Annotated in this window: 16 protein-coding genes; 8 read left to right on the top strand and 8 right to left on the bottom strand. The window is 69.9% G+C overall.

Annotated elements, in window-relative coordinates; translation table 11 throughout:
* The first annotated feature begins 98 nt into the window (after positions 1–98).
* The 3 genes from BLS25_RS06490 to BLS25_RS06480 are packed head-to-tail and all read left to right on the top strand — an operon-like array spanning position 99 to position 3,104.
* A complete protein-coding gene (locus BLS25_RS06490) occupies positions 99–1,145 on the top strand; it encodes a FecCD family ABC transporter permease (RefSeq protein WP_074694865.1) in 1,047 nt (348 codons plus the stop codon).
* Positions 1,142–2,218, top strand: coding sequence for a FecCD family ABC transporter permease (locus BLS25_RS06485; RefSeq protein WP_176786329.1), 1,077 nt, complete (start codon positions 1,142–1,144; stop codon positions 2,216–2,218). The genes BLS25_RS06490 and BLS25_RS06485 overlap by 4 nt, the downstream gene beginning before the upstream one ends.
* Before the next feature lie 52 nt (positions 2,219–2,270).
* Positions 2,271–3,104, top strand: a complete 834-nt coding sequence (locus BLS25_RS06480) for an ABC transporter ATP-binding protein (protein WP_056232114.1) — start codon at positions 2,271–2,273, stop codon at positions 3,102–3,104.
* A 67-nt stretch (positions 3,105–3,171) separates the two neighbouring features.
* On the opposite strand, the gene BLS25_RS06475 is transcribed toward BLS25_RS06480, so the two are convergent.
* From BLS25_RS06475 to sufB, 7 genes are all read right to left on the bottom strand, one after another.
* Positions 3,172–4,101 (bottom strand): siderophore-interacting protein, encoded by a 930-nt coding sequence (locus tag BLS25_RS06475; protein ID WP_074694864.1) that lies wholly within the window; start codon positions 4,099–4,101, stop codon positions 3,172–3,174.
* A gap of 70 nt (positions 4,102–4,171) precedes the next feature.
* Positions 4,172–5,335 carry a MalY/PatB family protein gene (locus tag BLS25_RS06470; protein WP_074694863.1) on the bottom strand — a complete coding sequence of 388 codons (1,164 nt, stop codon included), beginning with the start codon at positions 5,333–5,335 and terminating at the stop codon, positions 4,172–4,174.
* A 143-nt stretch (positions 5,336–5,478) separates the two neighbouring features.
* On the bottom strand, positions 5,479–5,808 hold the full coding sequence (locus BLS25_RS06465; protein ID WP_056232125.1) for a metal-sulfur cluster assembly factor: 330 nt from the start codon (positions 5,806–5,808) through the stop codon (positions 5,479–5,481).
* A 9-nt stretch (positions 5,809–5,817) separates the two neighbouring features.
* Positions 5,818–6,588 carry a Fe-S cluster assembly ATPase SufC gene (gene sufC, locus BLS25_RS06460; RefSeq protein WP_056232130.1) on the bottom strand — a complete coding sequence of 257 codons (771 nt, stop codon included), beginning with the start codon at positions 6,586–6,588 and terminating at the stop codon, positions 5,818–5,820.
* 51 nt (positions 6,589–6,639) lie between these two features.
* Positions 6,640–6,969: a non-heme iron oxygenase ferredoxin subunit gene (locus BLS25_RS06455; protein WP_056232135.1), complete on the bottom strand. Its 330-nt coding sequence runs from the start codon at positions 6,967–6,969 to the stop codon at positions 6,640–6,642.
* The gene (sufD, locus tag BLS25_RS06450) at positions 6,966–8,171 is read right to left on the bottom strand and encodes a Fe-S cluster assembly protein SufD (RefSeq protein WP_074694862.1); all 1,206 of its coding nucleotides are present in this window, start codon (positions 8,169–8,171) and stop codon (positions 6,966–6,968) included. Before sufD ends, BLS25_RS06455 begins: the two co-directional genes overlap by 4 nt.
* Positions 8,172–9,590: a Fe-S cluster assembly protein SufB gene (gene sufB, locus BLS25_RS06445; RefSeq protein WP_056232442.1), complete on the bottom strand. Its 1,419-nt coding sequence runs from the start codon at positions 9,588–9,590 to the stop codon at positions 8,172–8,174.
* Between the two features lie 249 nt (positions 9,591–9,839).
* Here sufB and BLS25_RS06440 point away from each other — a divergent pair, with 249 nt between their 5' ends.
* Positions 9,840–10,826 (top strand): COX15/CtaA family protein, encoded by a 987-nt coding sequence (locus tag BLS25_RS06440; RefSeq protein WP_074694861.1) that lies wholly within the window; start codon positions 9,840–9,842, stop codon positions 10,824–10,826.
* A 229-nt stretch (positions 10,827–11,055) separates the two neighbouring features.
* Positions 11,056–11,544, top strand: coding sequence for a hypothetical protein (locus BLS25_RS06435; RefSeq protein ID WP_074694860.1), 489 nt, complete (start codon positions 11,056–11,058; stop codon positions 11,542–11,544).
* A gap of 409 nt (positions 11,545–11,953) precedes the next feature.
* Here the strand turns inward: BLS25_RS06435 and BLS25_RS06430 are convergent, their stop codons facing one another.
* On the bottom strand, positions 11,954–12,880 hold the full coding sequence (locus tag BLS25_RS06430) for a heme o synthase (protein ID WP_074694859.1): 927 nt from the start codon (positions 12,878–12,880) through the stop codon (positions 11,954–11,956).
* A gap of 230 nt (positions 12,881–13,110) precedes the next feature.
* Between BLS25_RS06430 and tkt the strand changes: the two genes are divergently transcribed.
* Genes tkt through BLS25_RS06415 form a run of 3 tightly spaced genes read left to right on the top strand, consistent with a single transcriptional unit; the run spans position 13,111 to position 17,973 of the window.
* Positions 13,111–15,210: a transketolase gene (gene tkt / locus BLS25_RS06425; protein WP_074694858.1), complete on the top strand. Its 2,100-nt coding sequence runs from the start codon at positions 13,111–13,113 to the stop codon at positions 15,208–15,210.
* A gap of 19 nt (positions 15,211–15,229) precedes the next feature.
* Positions 15,230–16,351 carry a transaldolase gene (gene tal / locus BLS25_RS06420; protein ID WP_056232154.1) on the top strand — a complete coding sequence of 374 codons (1,122 nt, stop codon included), beginning with the start codon at positions 15,230–15,232 and terminating at the stop codon, positions 16,349–16,351.
* Positions 16,348–17,973: a glucose-6-phosphate isomerase gene (locus BLS25_RS06415; RefSeq protein ID WP_074694857.1), complete on the top strand. Its 1,626-nt coding sequence runs from the start codon at positions 16,348–16,350 to the stop codon at positions 17,971–17,973. The genes tal and BLS25_RS06415 overlap by 4 nt, the downstream gene beginning before the upstream one ends.

Below are 17,973 nucleotides of genomic sequence, written 5' to 3'. Positions count from 1 at the left end.
AGCGCGCTTCCGGTGCGGGCCGTCCCGACGCCGAAGGCCTCGGCGCGGTCCGTCCGGACGCCGCTCGTCACGATGCACGCTCCTCGCCCGTCGGCGCGATGACCGCTCTCGCACCGGCTCCGACCGCCCCCGGCGACGCCCGCCCGCGTCGCTGGGGGCGGCGACGCGTCGTCGGCGTCACGGCCCTCGTCGCCGTGCTCGTCGTCGCCGTGGTGCTGTCCGTGACCTTCGGCGCCCGCGACGTCACCGCCGCGGACGTGTGGGCGGGGCTCACCGGCTCCACCGACACGACGTCGGCTGCCGCCGTCGCCAAGCGCGTCCCCCGCACCATCCTCGCGGTCCTGGTGGGCGCGGCCCTGGCCGTGTCGGGCGCCGTGTTGCAGGGGGCGACGCGGAACCCGCTCGCCGATCCGCAGATTCTCGGAATCAACGGCGGAGCGGGACTCGCGATCGTCACGGGGATCGCCTTCTTCGGCCTGAGCTCGCCGTCGATGTACATCTGGACGGGCATGCTGGGCGCGGCAGCCGCGGCCGTCCTCGTGTACACGATCGGTTCACTCGGCCGCGGCGGGGCGACACCCCTGCGCCTGGCCCTCGCCGGCGCGGTGACCGCTGTCGCGTTCAGCTCGCTGACGAGCGCGATCCTGCTCCCCCGGACCGACGTGATGAACGTCTTCCGTTTCTGGCAGATCGGCGGCGTCGGCGGAGCCACGGTCGAGACCATCGGCCAGGTGCTCCCCTTCCTGCTCGCCGGCCTGATCATCTGCCTCGCAAGCGCCCCGGCGCTGAATACCCTCGCGCTCGGCGACGAACTCGCCGCGGGCCTGGGCGCCCGCGTGCGCACCGCGCGTCTGGTCGCGACCCTCGGAGCGGTTGTGCTCTGCGGAGCCGCGACCGCCGTCGCCGGCCCCATCGGCTTCGTGGGCCTCATCGTGCCCCACATGCTCCGCCTCGTCGTGGGCGTCGACCACCGATGGCTTCTTCCCGTCTCGGCCCTGGGCGGCGCGACCCTACTGACCCTCGCCGACGTCGTCGGTCGTGTCGTGGCCCGTCCCGAAGAGATCGAGGTCGGCATCGTGACCGCCCTCATCGGAGCCCCGTTCTTCATCGCCCTCGTCCGCCGTCAGAAGATGAGGGCCCTGTGACCACGCACGTCTCCCCCCGGGCCGCCGCGCCCATCACGGCACCGGACGCCCTGGCATCCGTCATCGCCGGACGCCGCCGTCGCCGCCGCCGGTGGACCCTCGTCACCGCGACCCTGGCAGCGGCCGTCGTCGCCGCGTTCACCCTCTCGCTCATGCTGGGCCAGACGTTCTACTCGCCCGCCGAAGTGTGGGGCGTCCTCACCGGGCAGCGCGTCGCCGGAGCCTCGTTCACCGTCGGCGAGCTGCGCCTGCCCCGCGCGATGACGGCCCTGCTGACGGGGCTCTGCTTCGGCATGGGCGGTGTCGTCTTCCAGACCATGCTGCGCAACGCCCTCGCCAGCCCCGACGTGATCGGCATCAACACCGGCGCGAGTGCGGCGGCCGTCATCGGCATCGTCGTGCTCGGCTGGGGCGAGACCGCGGTGTCGTTCCTCGCGATGGCGGCGGCTCTGGCCGCGGCGCTCGCGATCTACCTGCTCTCGTATCGCAACGGCAGCTCGGGCGCGCGACTCATCCTCGTCGGCATCGGTGTCGCCGCGATGTGTCAGGCGGTCGTCTCGTACGTCGTCGCGCGCGCCGCGCAGTACGACCTCCCCGCCGCGATGCGCTGGATCACCGGCAACCTGAACGACGCCACGTGGGATCGAGCGATGCCGGTCCTCTTCGCGGTCGTCGTGCTGGGTCCGGTGCTGCTGGTCCTGGCCGGGCGCCTCGAGATCCTCCGCATGGGAGACGACACCGCCGCCGCCATCGGCCTCCCCGTCGAACGCAGCCGCCTGCTGCTGATCGTGGCGGCCGTCGGCCTCCTCGCCTTCGGCACGGCCGCCGCCGGTCCTATCGCGTTCGTCTCGTTCCTCGCCGGCCCCATCGCTGTGCGCCTGCTCGGCTCGGTCGGCTCGCCGATCCTGCCCGCGGGCCTCGTCGGAGCCCTGCTCGTGCTGGTCGCCGACTTCGCCGCGCAGTACGCCTTCGGCACCCGCCTGCCGGTCGGCGTCATCACCGGCGTGCTGGGCGCGCCGTACCTCATCTTCCTGCTCGTCCGCAGCAGCCGATCCGAAGGGACATCGCCATGAGCGCCGACCGCACCCCGGTCCACCCCGTCCCCCAGCACCGAGGAGTCACCCGATGACCATCGAGCGCACCCTGACCGCCGAGAGCGTCACGCTCGGCTACGGCGATCGGACGATCGTCGACTCCCTGGACCTCGCCCTGCCGCCGGGGCGTGTGACCGCCATCGTCGGCGCGAACGCCTGCGGCAAGTCGACGCTGCTGAAGGCGATGGCCCGTCTGCTGACGCCCTCGGCGGGGCAGGTCCTGCTCGACGGCAAGTCGATCCATCGCCTGCCGACGAAACAGGTCGCCCGCGTTCTCGGGCTGCTTCCGCAGTCGCCGATCGCCCCCGACGGCATCGCCGTCAGCGACCTCGTCAGCCGGGGTCGTCACCCGCACCAGGGCGCCCTCTCGCGCTGGACGAGCACCGATGACGCAGCGGTCGCCCGCGCGCTCGAGGCCACCGACGTCACGCACCTCGCCGACCGTCCCGTCGACGAGCTCAGCGGCGGTCAACGCCAGCGCGTCTGGATCGCGATGGCCCTCGCGCAAGAGACCGACGTGCTCCTGCTCGACGAGCCGACGACCTTCCTCGACATCAGCCACCAGATCGACGTCCTCGACCTGCTCACCGACCTCAATCGCGACCGCGGCACCACCGTGGCCATGGTCCTCCACGACCTCAACCTCGCCGCCCGCTACGCCGACCACCTCGTGGCCATGGCCCAGGGGGAGGTGATCGCGGCCGGCGACCCCTCCGACGTCCTCACCGAAGAGACCGTGCGCCGCGTCTTCGGCCTCGACAGTCGCGTCGTGCCCGATCCCCTGACCGGGCGACCGATGGTGGTCCCGATCGGCCGTCACCACACCGTGGCCGAGCCCGAGCAGTCGCGGGCGCAGACGGCCTGAGACGTCGCGAGAACCACGAAGAGCCCCGGCCGCGGCCGGGGCTCTTCGTCGTCGTCATGCCGGGTGATTACGCCGTACGCTCGACCTGCCCGGCGCGCCAGTAGCCCATGAAGGCGACGCGACCGCGGTCGACGCCGCACCCCGAGACGAGCATGCGCCGCAGGAGCTTCACGGTCGACGACTCCCCCGCGATCCACGCGTAAAACTCGCCTTCGGCGTCGGCGGGGCTGTCCCACAGCAGGTCGACATCGAGGTCGATCTCTTCGAGAACCTGCGGACGGGGCGCGGCCGCGCGCTCCAGAACGTCACCGGATGCCGCGGCCCAGGCCTCCATCGCTTCGATCAGCGCCTCGCCGTGCGGGCGTTCGCCCCGCGGGAGCCAGTGGACGCGCGCGTCTCCGCTGCGCACGGGGAGAGCGTCGTCGACGTCGGGCACTTCGATGAACGCGTCGACGTCGAGACCGGGCTCGAGCCCCTCGAGCACGGCGCAGATCGCAGGAGCGGCGGTCTCGTCACCGGCGAGCAGAATGCGCCGCGCCGTGCCGGGGTGGAAGTCGATCCCCTGCGCCGAGTCGGCGCTGCGCGCGTCGGGGCCGACGACCACCAGGTGGTCCCCCGCCGTCGCCGCTTCGGCCCAGGACCCGGCCGGACCGGCGTCGTGGTGCACGACGAAGTCGATGTCGAGTTCGAGGGCCTCGGGGTCGATGCGGCGCACGGTATAGGTGCGGAAGGGCATGCGCTCCTCGTCGGGCAGGTCGCGCCAGCGCGTGTACCAGTCGCCGTTGGCGATGGCCTCGGGGTCGTCCTGTCCGATGTCGCAGACGGTGCCGTCGCCGCCGGGCAGCACCAGCTTGACGCGCTGGTCACGGCGGTCGGTGCCGAAGACGTCGAAGTCGGGTGAGGTGAACGTCACGCGCACGAAGTGCGGCGAGAGACGTCGCGCGGTCTTCACCACGGCGACGTACGGGCGGTAGGCGGGACGCGTGGCAGTGATCACGAGATAAGGATATCCTTACCTTGCTTCCGGATGCCACGCCGCTGCCTCGACGGCGAGCTACCCGAGACGGCTACGCGCGATCGACGAGCTTCCCGATCCTCTCGATCGCCTCGCTCAGCACCTCGGGAGCGCAGCCCACGTTGATGCGCACGTGGCCGATCCCCTCGACCCCGAACAGCGGGCCGTGGTGCAGGGCGACCTGCGCCTCGCGACGGATGAACGGGGCGGGATTGTCGCCCCAGCCGTACGACGAGACGTCGACCCACGCGAGGAACCCCGCCTCGGGGATCCGATACCGCGCGAGCGGCAGATGCTCGGCGAGCAGGTCGGCGAGCAGACGACGGTTGTCGTCCAGGGCCACGAGCAGAGAGGCCAGCCATTCGTCGCTCTCGGCCGAGAACGCAGCCCGGTTCGCGATGACGCCGAACAACCCGGCCCGCCACTCGACCTCCCACGGCAGGGCGCGCACCACCGCCGCGGTTTCCTCCGAGCCGGTCACGATGACGGCGCACTTCAATCCGGCGAGGTTGTAGGTCTTGCTCGCGCTCGTCACGATGTACCCGACCGCGGCCGCCTCGTCACCGGCATCCAGGAAGGGAGTGAAGACCGCGGGGGCGTGCGTGAGCGGCGCGTGGATCTCGTCGCTGACCACGCTGGCGCCGTACCGCTTCGCGAGATGCGCGAGAGAAGCGAGGGAGTCCCGGGAGTGGACGGTCCCGGTGGGGTTGTGCGGGTTGCACAGCAACACGGCGCGCGCTCCGCCCGCCAGGGCCGCCTCGATGCCCTCAAGGTCGAGATGCCAGCGCTCCCCGTCGTCGATCAGCGGGACGCGCTCCACGACCGCCCCCGCCTCTTCGACCGTGTCGTAGAACGGCGGGTACACGGGGGGCGTCACGATCACCCGATCGCCGGGCGAGGTCACCCCCCGCAACACCTCGACGACGCCCATCATCACGTCGCCCGTCCAGCGGATGCGCGCCGGGTCCGGTCGCCACCCCCACTGCCGCTCGGCGAAGTCGGCGAAATCGAGGTCGATGCCGGGACGCGGAGGCGTGTAGCCCGTGTCGCCGATCTCGACCGCCCGATGCAGCGCCAAGGTGATCGCCGGCGCCAGCGGGAAGTCGGTCTCGGCCACGAACATCGGGATGACGTCGTCGTCGTAGGAGCGCCACTTCGTGCTGCTGCGCTGACGCAGGAGCTCGAGCGGCAGGGCCTGCAACGGAGGAACGCTCATGCAAAAAGCCTAACGAGGACCCCGGATGCCGGCACCCTGCGCGTCAGAGGAGGACACACGGGCGCGAGAAGGGCACCGTTCCCCTCACTGGAACACCGAACGCCCACCCCCGGAGGGATGGGCGTTCAGGACGGATTCTGCGGTCAGATCGCGAAGCCGAGCGCGCGCATCATGTCGCGGCCGTCGTCGGTGATCCGCTCGGGACCCCACGGCGGCATCCACACCCAGTTGATGCGGAAGCGTTCCACGACGTTGTCGAGGGCCTGGGCGGTCTGCTCTTCGAGCACGTCCGTCAGCGGGCAGCCGGCCGAGGTGAGGGTCATGTGGATGACGAGCGCGTCGTTCTCGTCGTCCCACGCGAGATCGTAGATGAGGCCGAGGTCGACGACGTTGATCCCCAGTTCGGGGTCCATGACGTCTTTGAGAGCCTCGGTGACCTCGTCGTACTTCTCGGGAGCGAGGGTTGCGGTCATGTAACGATCCTACGCGTCGATCGGCGTACCGGCCTCGAGGAAGCGGTCGTAACCCTCTTCTTCGAGTCGGTCGGCGAGCTCGGGCCCGCCCTCCTCGACGATCCGCCCCTTGACGACCACGTGCACGAAGTCGGGGCGGATGTAGCGCAGGATGCGCGTGTAGTGCGTGATGAGCAGCACACCGAGGTCGGTCTGCTCCTTGGCGCGGTTCACGCCCTCGGACACGATCTTCAGCGCGTCGACGTCGAGGCCGGAGTCGGTCTCGTCGAGCACGGCGATCTTCGGCTTGAGCAGCTCGAGCTGGAGGATCTCGTGACGCTTCTTCTCGCCGCCCGAGAAGCCCTCGTTGACGTTGCGCGAGGCGAACTTCGGGTCCATACGGAGGTTCTCCATGGCGCCCTTGACGTCCTTCGTCCACGAGCGGATGGCCGGAGCCTCGCCGTCGATGGCCGTCTTGGCCGTGCGGAGGAAGTTCGTCACCGTGACGCCGGGGATCTCGACCGGGTACTGCATCGCGAGGAAGAGGCCCGCGCGAGCGCGCTCGTCGACGCTCATCTCGAGCACGTCTTCACCGTCGAGGGTGATCGAGCCGCTCGTGACGGTGTACTTGGGGTGACCGGCGATCGTGTACGCCAGGGTCGACTTGCCGGAGCCGTTGGGGCCCATGATGGCGTGGGTCTCACCGGTGCGCATGGTCAGCGTCACGCCGTTGAGGATCGGGGTCGTACCGTTCTCCGTCTCGACCGTCACGTGGAGGTCGCGGATCTCGAGGACAGACATGGTGTTCCTTACTCGTAAGTCTTCAGGTCGTGGGCGTTGTCGTGGGGGCGCTCAGGCCGTCGCCTTGGTGACGGCGGGATCGATGAGCACGTCGTCTCCGTCGATCACGACCTCGTACACGGGGACCGGCTCGTAGGCCGGGAGGTTCAGGGGGCGGCCGGTCTTCAGCGAGAACGCCGAGCCGTGGGCCCAGCACTCCAGCGTCTCGCCCTCGACGAAGCCGTCCGACAGCGAGATGTCGCCGTGCGTGCAGACGTCGCCGATCGCGTGGACCTCGCCGTTGCCGTCGAGCACGACCGCCATGGCGACGCCGTCGATCTCGACGCGACGGGCCTCGTCCTGCACGAGCTCACTCAGGGCGCAGACGCGCGAAGCGCTCACGCGGCAGCTCCTTCGGCCAGCTCGTGCTCGATGGCCTCGATGAGCTCGGTCTCGAGCTCGGGGATGCCGATGCGCTGCACGATCTCGCTGAGGAAGCCGAGCACGACCAGGCGACGCGCCTCGTCTTCGGCGATGCCGCGAGCCTGCAGGTAGAACAGCTGCTCGTCGTCGAAACGACCCGTGGCGCTGGCGTGGCCGGCGCCCTGGATGTCGCCGGTCTCGATCTCGAGGTTCGGGATCGAGTCGGCGCGGGCGCCGTCGGTGAGCACGAGGTTGCGGTTCGCCTCGTACGAGTCGGTGCCCGTGGCATCCGGTCCGATCAGCACGTCGCCGATCCAGACGCTGCGCGCGCTCTCGCCCTGCAGCGCGCCCTTGTAGAGCACGTCGCCGACGGTGTGCGGACCCTTGTGGTGCAGGTAGACCTGCGACTCGAGGTGCTGACCGGCGTCCGAGAACGACAGGCCGTACAGGCGTCCCTCGGCGCCGGGGCCCGAGAGCTCCACCGAGGGGTTCACGCGCACGACACCGCCGCCGAAGCTCACCACGACGTGCGTGAGCTTGGCGTCGCGGTCGACACGGGCCTGGTGGGATGCCGCGTGCACGGCGTCGTCATGCCAGCGCTGCACCGACACGACCGTGAGGTCGGCGCCGTCGCGCACGATGATCTCGACGTTCTGCGCGTGATTCGCGGTGCCCTCGTGACGCAGCACCACGGTGCCGCGCGAGTTGGGCTGAGCCTCGATCACGACGTGGGCGTGCGCGAGGCCGCCCGTGCCGGTCAAGCGCACCACGACGGGCTCGTCGAGCTCGACGTTCGCGGGGATCCGCAAGAGCGGAGCCTCGGTCTCGTGCGTCCAGGCGAGGGCCGCGGGCAGGTCTTCGGGCCGGAAGTGCTCACCGCGCGGCGCGTCGCCGGCCGCGAGACGCAGCTGCTCCACGGCGTCCGGCGCCTGCACGTCGACGGAGATGACACCGGACGGACCGGCCTCGTCGACGAACAGCGGAGCCAGGCGCGTGATCGGGCTGAGCTTCCAGTTGACCTCGCGCCCCGTGGGGGTGCCGAAGTCGGCCGGGTCGAACGAGGTCAGACGCTCCGAGCGCGTCTGAACCGGAACGACGGATGCCACGAGGGCTGCCGGGTCGATGTGACCCGTACCGGCGCCAGTCGACTGTGCCGTGGGTGATTCGGTCGCAGTCGTCATTTAGCCTACGGATCCTTCCATGCCCATTTCGATGAGCTTGTTGAGTTCGAGCGCGTACTCCATGGGGAGCTCCCGCGCGATGGGCTCGATGAACCCGCGGACGATCATGGCCATGGCCTCGTCTTCGGGCATGCCGCGCGACTGCAGGTAGAACAGCTGCTCTTCGCTGACCTTCGAGACCGTGGCCTCGTGGCCGAGCTGCACGTCGTCGACGCGGATGTCGATCGCGGGGTAGGTGTCGCTGCGCGAGATGGTGTCGACGAGCAGGGCGTCGCAGCGCACGGTGTTGGCGGAGTGGTGCGCGTTGGCGTCCACCCGCACCTCGCCGCGGTATCCGGCGCGACCGCCGCCGCGGGCGATCGACTTCGAGACGATCGACGACTGCGTGTACGGCGCCATGTGGATCATCTTGGCGCCGGCGTCCTGGTGCTGACCGGGACCGGCGAAGGCGACCGACAGGGTCTCGCCCTTGGCGTGCTCGCCCATCAGGTAGATGGAGGGGTACTTCATCGTCACCTTGGAGCCGATGTTGCCGTCGACCCATTCCATGGTCGCTCCCTCGTGGGCGACGGCGCGCTTGGTGACGAGGTTGTAGACGTTGTTCGACCAGTTCTGGATCGTCGTGTAGCGCACGCGGGCGTTCTTCTTCACGATGATCTCGACCACGGCCGAGTGCAGCGAGTCGCTCTTGTAGATCGGAGCGGTGCAGCCCTCGATGTAGTGGACGTAGCTGTCCTCGTCGGCGATGATCAGCGTCCGCTCGAACTGACCCATGTTCTCGGTGTTGATGCGGAAGTACGCCTGCAGCGGGATCTCGACGTGAACACCCTTGGGGACGTAGACGAACGAGCCGCCCGACCAGACGGCCGTGTTCAACGCCGCGAACTTGTTGTCACCGGCGGGGATGACGGTGCCGAAGTACTCCTCGAAGAACTCGGGGTGCTCGCGCAGGGCGGTGTCGGTGTCCATGAAGATGACACCCTGCTGCTCGAGGTCCTCGCGGATCTGGTGGTAGACCACCTCGGACTCGTACTGGGCGGCGACGCCGGCGACCAGGCGCTGACGCTCGGCCTCGGGGATGCCCAGCTTCTCGTAGGTGTTGCGGATCTCTTCCGGAAGGTCTTCCCAGGTCTGGGCCTGCTTCTCGGTCGAGCGCACGAAGTACTTGATGTTGTCGAAGTCGATCTCCGACAGGTCGGCGCCCCACGTGGGCATCGGCTTCTTGCCGAAGAGCTGGTAGCCCTTCAGGCGCGTCTTGAGCATCCACTCGGGCTCGGACTTCAGCGCCGAGATGCCGCGGACGACGTCTTCGTTGATGCCGCGCTGCGCGATCGCGCCCGCCGCGTCGGTGTCGTGCCAGCCGAACTCGTATTGCCCCAGGCTTTCGAGCTCTGGTCGGTCGATGAGGACATCGGACATGGTGATCACTCTCCTTCTCGGGCCACAACGGTGTCATCCGCCCCGACATTCCGGACTCCGGTCGAAGTCCCAGGAAGGTCGCTGGTGGGCCCGCTCGAAGGCGCTGGCTGCGCGCCTAGACTGTCGTGGGTGCGGTTCGCGCGAGCGCTGCACCCGGACCCTTCGATTCTACAGGTAACACCCGCTCCCGGCATGGCAGGCCCGCTCTCCCGACAGCCCGGAGCACCTCGACGCCAGGAAGCCGTACGCATGCCCTCCGCCTCGTCCCCCACCGCCTCGACGCGCGTCCCCGCACCCCTGCGACGGATCGTCGAGTGGCTCCCGACCGACGTCGACCGCCGTGTGCGCGTCTTCGCGTGGCTGTCGTTCATCGCCGAAGTGCTGATCATCGGCACCGGCGGGGCCGTCCGACTGACGGGTTCGGGCCTGGGCTGCCCCACCTGGCCGCGCTGCACCCCCGACTCCCTCGTGAACACCCCCGAGATGGGCATCCACGGCATCATCGAGTTCGGCAACCGCACACTGACCGGGCTCGTCGGCATCCTGGCCCTCGCCGTGGTCGTGCTGGTGTGGCGCATGCGTCACGAGCGCCGCGTGCTGTTCGTACTCTCGCTCGTCGTGCTCGTCGGCATCGTCGCGCAGGCGGTCGTGGGCGGCATCACGGTGCTCACCGGCCTGAACCCCTTCATCGTCGGGTTCCACTACATCGCGTCGGTGTCGATCGTGGCGGTGTGCGCGGCGTTCCTCGTGCGCATGAATCAGCCGGTCGGGCCGCGCCTGCTCGCCGCCCCGCGCTGGTTCGCCGGGCTCGTCCACGCGACGACCGGCGTCCTCGCCCTCACCATCGTCTTCGGCGTTCTCACCACCGGCGCCGGCCCGCACTCGGGCGACGCCTCGGCCGGACGCAACGGTTTCGATGCCGAGGTGCTCGAGCACGTGCACTCCTGGCCGGGATACGCCCTGTTCGCCCTGACGCTCGTCGTGGTCATCGCGTCCTGGCGCCTGCGCCTGCCGGTGCGCCGCTGGGCCGTCGCCCTGCTGGCCGTCGAGCTGGTGCAGATCGCCGTGGGGCTCTACCAGGCCCGCAACGGCCTGCCCGAGTGGGCCGTGGGCACCCACATGGTCCTGGCCGCTCTGGCCGCCGCGACCATGACGGTCGTCGTTCTGCGCCTCAAGGTGTCCGCGGTCGCGGGGCGTCAGGGTGCCGAGCGCGAGACGGCGGCTGCTCACGGCTGAGGCGCCGACGACGCGCGACCGAGTTGCGCCGAACGGACCGCGTTCCCCCGCGTAAGGCCCACGAGACCCCCTTATACGCTCATAGGCGATTCATCGGCGACCCCTACACGGAGCACTGGCTCGTAGGTCATCGTTGATTGTGGCACTTCCGTGCCCACCGTCCCGTCGTCCCCCGCTTCGGGACCCGCCGCCCGACAACCCCCTGTCGGAACGACAAGGAGTACTCCCCATGAAGACTCGTCCCCGCCTGGTGACCAGCATCCCGTTCTGGGTGCTCGTCGTCGCATCCCTGGCCGCCATCGCCGGCGGACTCGCGATCGTCCTGAACGGGATCGACGCGATGGAGCAGGTGCTCAACGACCCGAACGCCACCGTCGTGCAGGTCTACGTCGGCCAGTCGTGGGTCGTCGTCGGCGCCGCCGTCCTCGGCGCCGGTGCCATCGGCATCGTCGCGGTCCTGGCGCTCGCCGCCGCGGCCACGCTGACCCGCCGCCCCGACGTCGCGATCGAGACGATCGACTGGAACAGCGACGACGAGACGGCCGCCGAGAGCGCCGTCCCCGCCGCTCCGTTCGCTCCGGCGACCACCGCAACCCCCCTCGCGGTCGAGGACGCTGACGTCGAGGTGCCCTCGACGACCCCCGCTCCGCCGCAGGCCGCCGCCGCGACTCACGACGCGCCCAAGCTCGACACGGGTGACGGTTCGACCGGCCGCTGACTCGCGACGAGAAAGCGCCCGCTCCCTTCGGGGGGCGGGCGCTTTCGCGTACGGGAGTCCTCCACCCGCGGGCGCGGGATCACGACCGAACAGCATCGTGGGCACCGCGGGTCGCTCGAGGACATCCTCCCTCCCCGCAGCACCATCGCCTCGCACCACCGCGGGGTCTGACCGCACGAGTCGGGTCCGCCTCGCCACGCCGATCGCGCGCACTTCGCTGGTGGCGGAACCGCGCGCGCACCGTGTCGCGGCGCGAGATCAGCGGAGGACCGCGCCGTCGCCGCGCTGCCCCGGGGCCCGTCGACCGCCGGTTGAACCGGTCGACCAACCCGACGGACGCGCGGGCAGCCGGCATCCCGAAACGACGAAGCGCCCGCCCCGCAGACGGGACGGGCGCTGTCGAATCCGATCAGAACGGAAGTAGCGGGTCGACGGCGATCGCGACGAACAGCAGCGTCAGGTACGTGATCGAGGCGTGGAACACGCGCATCGGGCGGGGCTCGCCCCCGCGCACGGCGCGCGAGTAGAGGCGGTGCGATTCGTAGATGAACCAGCCACCGAAGACGAGGGCCGACACGGTGTAGACGAGACCCATCGGCGCGACCGGGATCAGCAGGAGCGAGCACGCGACGGTCGCCCACGCGTACAGGATGACCTGCAGTCCGACCTGCGAACCGCTGCGGGTGGCGCCCAGCATGGGCACGTCGACCTCGTCGTACTGCGCCGCGTACTTCATCGACAGCGGCCAGTAGTGCGGCGGTGTCCACAGGAACACCAGCGCGAAGAGGATGAACGGCGCCCACGACAGCGAGCCCGTCACGGCCGACCAGCCGATGAGGACCGGGAAGCACCCGGCGATCCCGCCCCAGACGATGTTCTGCTCGGTGCGGCGCTTGAGGATGATCGTGTAGATCACCACGTAGAAGAAGATCGCCGTGGCCGACAGACCCGCCGCGAGGACGTTGGTGAAAGCCCACAGCCACACCGTCGACACGACGGCCAACGTCCACGCAAAGACCAGCGCGCCGCGGGGCGAGACCTCGCCCGTCACGAGCGGCCGGTTGACCGTGCGCTGCATGTGCGCGTCGATGTCGCGATCGAGATACATGTTGAACGCCGCGGCCGAGCCCGCGCTCAGCGAGCCGCCGATCACGGTGGCCAGGATCAGCCACAGATTCGGCAGACCACCCTGCGCCAGGATCATCACCGGCACGGTGGTCACGAGCAGCAGCTCGAGGACGCGGGGCTTCGTCAGAGCGACGTAGGCCCGGAGGGTGCGTCCGACGGAGCGGCGATCGGTCGTCGCAATGACGTGCGACGTCGTCGAGATGTCCATCGTCCCCCGGGGTAAGCGCGTATAGAACCTTCACGATTCTATGCCATCTCCACCACACGACCGGCCGTCTGTCGAGCCCCGTCACGCACCGCAACCTGCACCGGCGTTCTCGCTATGCTGGCGATGAACGCGCGCCCCGCGCCGACACCCCACCCCTCTCCCACTCCTACGGTGGTGAGTGCGGCGTCGGAAGTGAACCCGGGCGCTCAGTATCGAGAAAGGCGACCCAGTTGTCGGACTTCGAATGGGATGACATCGATCGGCGCGCGGTGGACACCGCGCGCATCCTCGCGGCGGATGCCGTGGAGAAGGTGGGCAACGGCCACCCCGGAACCGCGATGTCGCTCGCACCCGCGGCCTACCTGCTCTACCAGCGCGTCATGCGCCACGATCCCGCCGACACGCACTGGCCGGGCCGCGACCGCTTCATCCTGTCGGTCGGTCACTCCTCGCTGACCCAGTACGTCCAGCTCTACCTCGGCGGCTTCGGCCTCGAGAAGAAGGACCTCGAGGCGCTGCGCACCTGGGGCTCGCTGACCCCCGGTCACCCCGAGTATGGCCACACCGACGGTGTCGAGATCACCACGGGCCCCCTCGGCCAGGGCCTCGCCTCGTCCGTCGGCTTCGCCTACGCCGCCCGCTACGAGCGCGGCCTGTTCGACCCGGAGTCGCCGGCCGGCGAGAGCCCCTTCGACCACTACGTCTACGTGATCGCCGGCGACGGCGACCTGCAGGAGGGCGTGACCAGCGAGGCCTCCTCGCTCGCCGGCCACCAGGAGCTCGGCAACCTCATCGCCATCTACGACTCCAACCAGATCTCGATCGAGGACGACACCAACGTCGCCTTCACCGAGGACGTCCAGAAGCGTTACGAGGCCTACGGCTGGCACGTGCAGACGGTCGACTGGAAGAAGACCGGCGAGTACGTCGAAGACGTCGCCGAACTCCACGCCGCGATCGAGCGCGCGAAGGGCGAGACGAGCAAGCCCTCGCTCATCGTCCTCAAGACGATCATCGGCTGGCCCTCCCCCGGCAAGCAGAACTCCGGCAAGATCCACGGCTCGGCCCTCGGCGCCGACGAGCTGAAGGCCACGAAGGAGGTGCTCGGCTTCGACCCCGAGCAGCACTTCGCCGTCGCCGACGACGTCATCGCCCACACGCGCAAGCTCGTCGAGCGCGGCGAGGCCGAGAAGGCCGCCTGGCAGCAGAAGTTCGACGCGTGGGCCGAGGCCCACCCCGAGCGCAAGCAGCTGTGGGACCGCCTGCAGGCGCGCGAGCTCCCCGAGGGCATCGCCGACGCGCTCCCCGCCTTCGAGGCGGGCAAGGACGTCTCGACACGCGCCGCCAGCGGCACGGTCATCAACGCCCTCGCCGCCGAGCTCCCCGAGCTCTGGGGCGGTTCGGCCGACCTCGCCGAGTCGAACCTGACGACGATCAAGGATGCCAAGTCCTTCATCCCCGCCAGCTGGTCGACGCACGAGTGGTCGGGCGACCCCTACGGCCGCGTGCTCCACTTCGGCATCCGCGAGCACGCCATGGGTGCGATCCTCAACGGCATCGTGCTCCACGGCCCCACGCGCCCCTTCGGCGGCACGTTCCTCATCTTCAGCGACTACATGCGCCCGCCGGTGCGTCTGGCCGCCCTGATGAACATCCCCACGATCTTCGTCTGGACGCACGACTCCGTCGCCCTCGGCGAGGACGGCCCCACGCACCAGCCGATCGAGCAGATCGCCACGCTCCGCGCCATCCCCAACTTCGCCCTCGTGCGTCCCGCGGATGCCAACGAGACCAGCGTCGTCTGGCTCGAGATGCTGCGCCGCACCGCCGGTCCCGCCGGCATCGCCCTGACCCGCCAGAACATCCCCGTCTTCGCCCGCGGCGAGGGTGCGGCATCCGGAGATGAGTTCGCCTCCGCCGAAGGCGCGGTCAAGGGAGCGTACGTACTGGCCGAGGCCAAGAACGGCGAGCCCGACGTGATCCTGATCGCCACCGGCTCCGAGGTGCAGCTGGCCGTCGAGGCGCGCGAGAAGCTCGCCGCCGAGGGCGTGCACGCCCGCGTCGTGTCGGCCCCCTCGCTCGAGTGGTTCGCCGAGCAGGACGAGGCGTACCGCGAGTCGGTGCTGCCGTCGTCGGTCAAGGCCCGCGTGTCGGTCGAAGCCGGTTCCGCGCTCAGCTGGGCGGGCATCGTCGGCGACGCCGGCCGCTCCGTCGCGATCGACCACTTCGGCGCGTCGGCCGACTACAAGACCCTTTTCCAGAAGTTCGGCATCACCACCGAGCACGTCGTCGAGGCCGCGCACGAGTCGCTGGCCGCCGCGAAGAAGTAATCAGAGGAGAACCAGAACCATGAGCACTCCCACCGCAGACCTCTCGGCCGCCGGCGTCAGCATCTGGCTGGACGACCTGTCGCGTCAGCGCATCCAGTCCGGCAACCTCGCCGAGCTCATCGAGTCGCGCAACGTCTCGGGTGTCACCACGAACCCGACCATCTTCGCCGGCGCCCTGTCGAAGGGCGAGGCGTACGAGGGCCAGGTCAAGGAGCTCGCGGCCGCCGACGCCAGCGTCGACGAGGCGATCTTCTCGATCACCACCGACGACGTGCGCGACGCGTGCGACATCTTCCTTCCGGTCTTCGAGGCCACCAACGGCGTCGACGGCCGCGTGTCGATCGAGGTCTCGCCCGACCTCGCCCACGACACCGAGGGGACCATCGCCCAGGCGAAGGACTTGTCGGCCCGCGTCGACCGCAAGAACGTCCTCATCAAGATCCCCGCGACCAAGGCCGGCCTCCCCGCCATCACCGAGGTCATCGGTGCGGGCATCTCGGTCAACGTCACGCTGATCTTCAGCCTCGAGCGCTACGAAGAGGTCATCGACGCGTACCTCGCCGGTGTCGAGAAGGCGCAGGCCGCCGGTCACGACATCTCGACCCTGCAGTCGGTGGCGTCGTTCTTCGTCTCGCGCGTCGACACCGAGATCGACAAGCGCCTCTCCGCGATCGGCACCGACGAGGCCGCAGCCCTCAAGGGCAAGGCCGGCATCGCGAACGCGCGCCTGGCGTACGAGCTCTACGAGAAGAAGTTCTCGGAGGACCGCGCCACGAAGCTGCTGGATGCCGGTGCCACGGTGCAGCGTCCGCTCTGGGCGTCGACCGGCGTCAAGGACCCCGCGCTGCCCGACACGCTGTACGTCACCGAGCTCGTCGCCCCCGGCACCGTCAACACGATGCCCGAGAAGACGCTCGAGGCGACCTTCGACCACGGCGTCATCGCGGGTGACACGGTCACCGGTGCCTACGCCGAGGCGCACGAGGTCTTCGACCGCCTGGCAGCGGCCGGCGTCGACGTGGCCGACGCCACGCAGGTGCTCGAGGACGAGGGTGTCGAGAAGTTCATCGCCTCGTGGCACGAGCTGCAGGACACCGTGAAGACCGCGCTGCAGGCCGGAAGCGCCCAGGCCGCGCAGTGACTCTCGCCGTCAAGGTCACCGGCCACGTCAAGTCGGTCGTCGACGCGGAGCTGCCGGGCCTGACCGGCTCGCTCATCGCGTCGGGGATCACGGCGGCCGACCCCACCCTGTGGGGCGCGGCGGCCGAGGACGAGGCGTCGCGTCGACTCGGGTGGGTGCGGGCGGTCACCGTCTCGCGCCCGCTCGTGGCCGAGATCACGGCCCTGCGCGACGAACTCGTCGCGCAGGGCGTGACCCGCGTCGTCCTCGCCGGAATGGGCGGGTCCTCGCTCGCTCCCGAGGTCATCGCGCAGTCGGCGGGCGTGCCGCTCGTCATCCTCGACTCGACCGCTCCGGGCCAGGTGCTCGCCGCGATCGACGGCGACGCCGAGTCCGGCGGTCTCGAGCAGACCGTGCTGGTGGTCTCGAGCAAGTCGGGCGCGACCATCGAGACCGACTCCGCCAAGCGGGCCTTCGAGGCCGCCTTCCGCGACCTCGGCATCGACCCCGCCGGTCGCATCGTGGTGGTCACCGACCCCGGCTCCCCACTCGAGCAGTCGGCTCGCGCCGACGGCTACCGGGTGTTCACCGCCGATCCGACCGTGGGCGGACGCTACTCGGCGCTCACAGCGTTCGGGCTCGTCCCCACCGGCCTCGCCGGCGTCGACATCGAGGACCTCCTCGACGAGGCGGATGCCACTCTGCTCGAGGTCGCGATCGACTCCCCCGAGAACCCGGCCCTCGTGCTCGCCGCGGCGATCGCGGGCGGCGGGGTACACCGCCGCGACAAGCTCGGTCTGGTCACCGACGGAAGCCACATCATCGGCCTGCCCGACTGGATCGAGCAGCTCGTCGCTGAATCGACCGGGAAGGAGGGCACCGGCATCCTGCCCGTCGTCCTGCTCCCCGTGTCGCCCGAGCTCGAGTCGAAGCCCGACGACCTTCAGGTCGTGCGGTTCGTCGACGACGCCGAGGCATTCCACCTGTTCGAGCGGCACACCGGCGAAGTGCTCATGAGCGGTTCGCTCGGTGCGCAGTTCGTCGTGTGGGAGTACGCCACCGCGATCGCCGGCCGACTGCTCGGGATCGATCCCTTCGATCAGCCCGACGTCGAGTCGGCGAAAGAGGCGACGCGCGGCCTGCTCGACGCGCAGCCCGCTCCCACCGCCCCGGTCTTCGTCGACCGCGGCGTCGAGGTGCGCGTGTCCGACCGCGCCCTCGCGGCGAGCGGCACGGTCGCGGGCGTCCTGGAAGCGCTGTGGCGGACAGTCCCGGCCGATGGCTACGTCAGCGTCCAGGCGTACGTGAACCGTCTCGAACTGGCGCAGCTCGCGGGACTCCGCGAACTCGTGGCGGCCGACTCGGGTCGCCCCACCACGTTCGGCTGGGGACCGCGGTTCCTGCACTCCACCGGACAGTTCCACAAGGGAGGACCCGCCAGCGGCGTGTTCCTCCAGATCATCGAACGCACCGACGTCGACCTCGAGATCCCCGGTCGACCGTTCACGTTCGGACAACTCATCCAGGCACAGGCCGCGGGCGACGCGAGCGTGCTGGCGGAGGGCCACGGCCGTCCCGTCGTCACGCTGACGCTGACCGACCCGCAGGTCGACGTGCTCTCACTCTTCGAGGCGGCGCAGTAA

The sequence above is a fragment of the Microbacterium testaceum StLB037 genome, from assembly GCF_900104345.1.
Taxonomy (GTDB): domain Bacteria; phylum Actinomycetota; class Actinomycetes; order Actinomycetales; family Microbacteriaceae; genus Microbacterium; species Microbacterium testaceum_A.
Note: the sequence above shows the minus strand (reverse complement) of the source record. Positions and strands in the feature narration are given on the sequence as shown.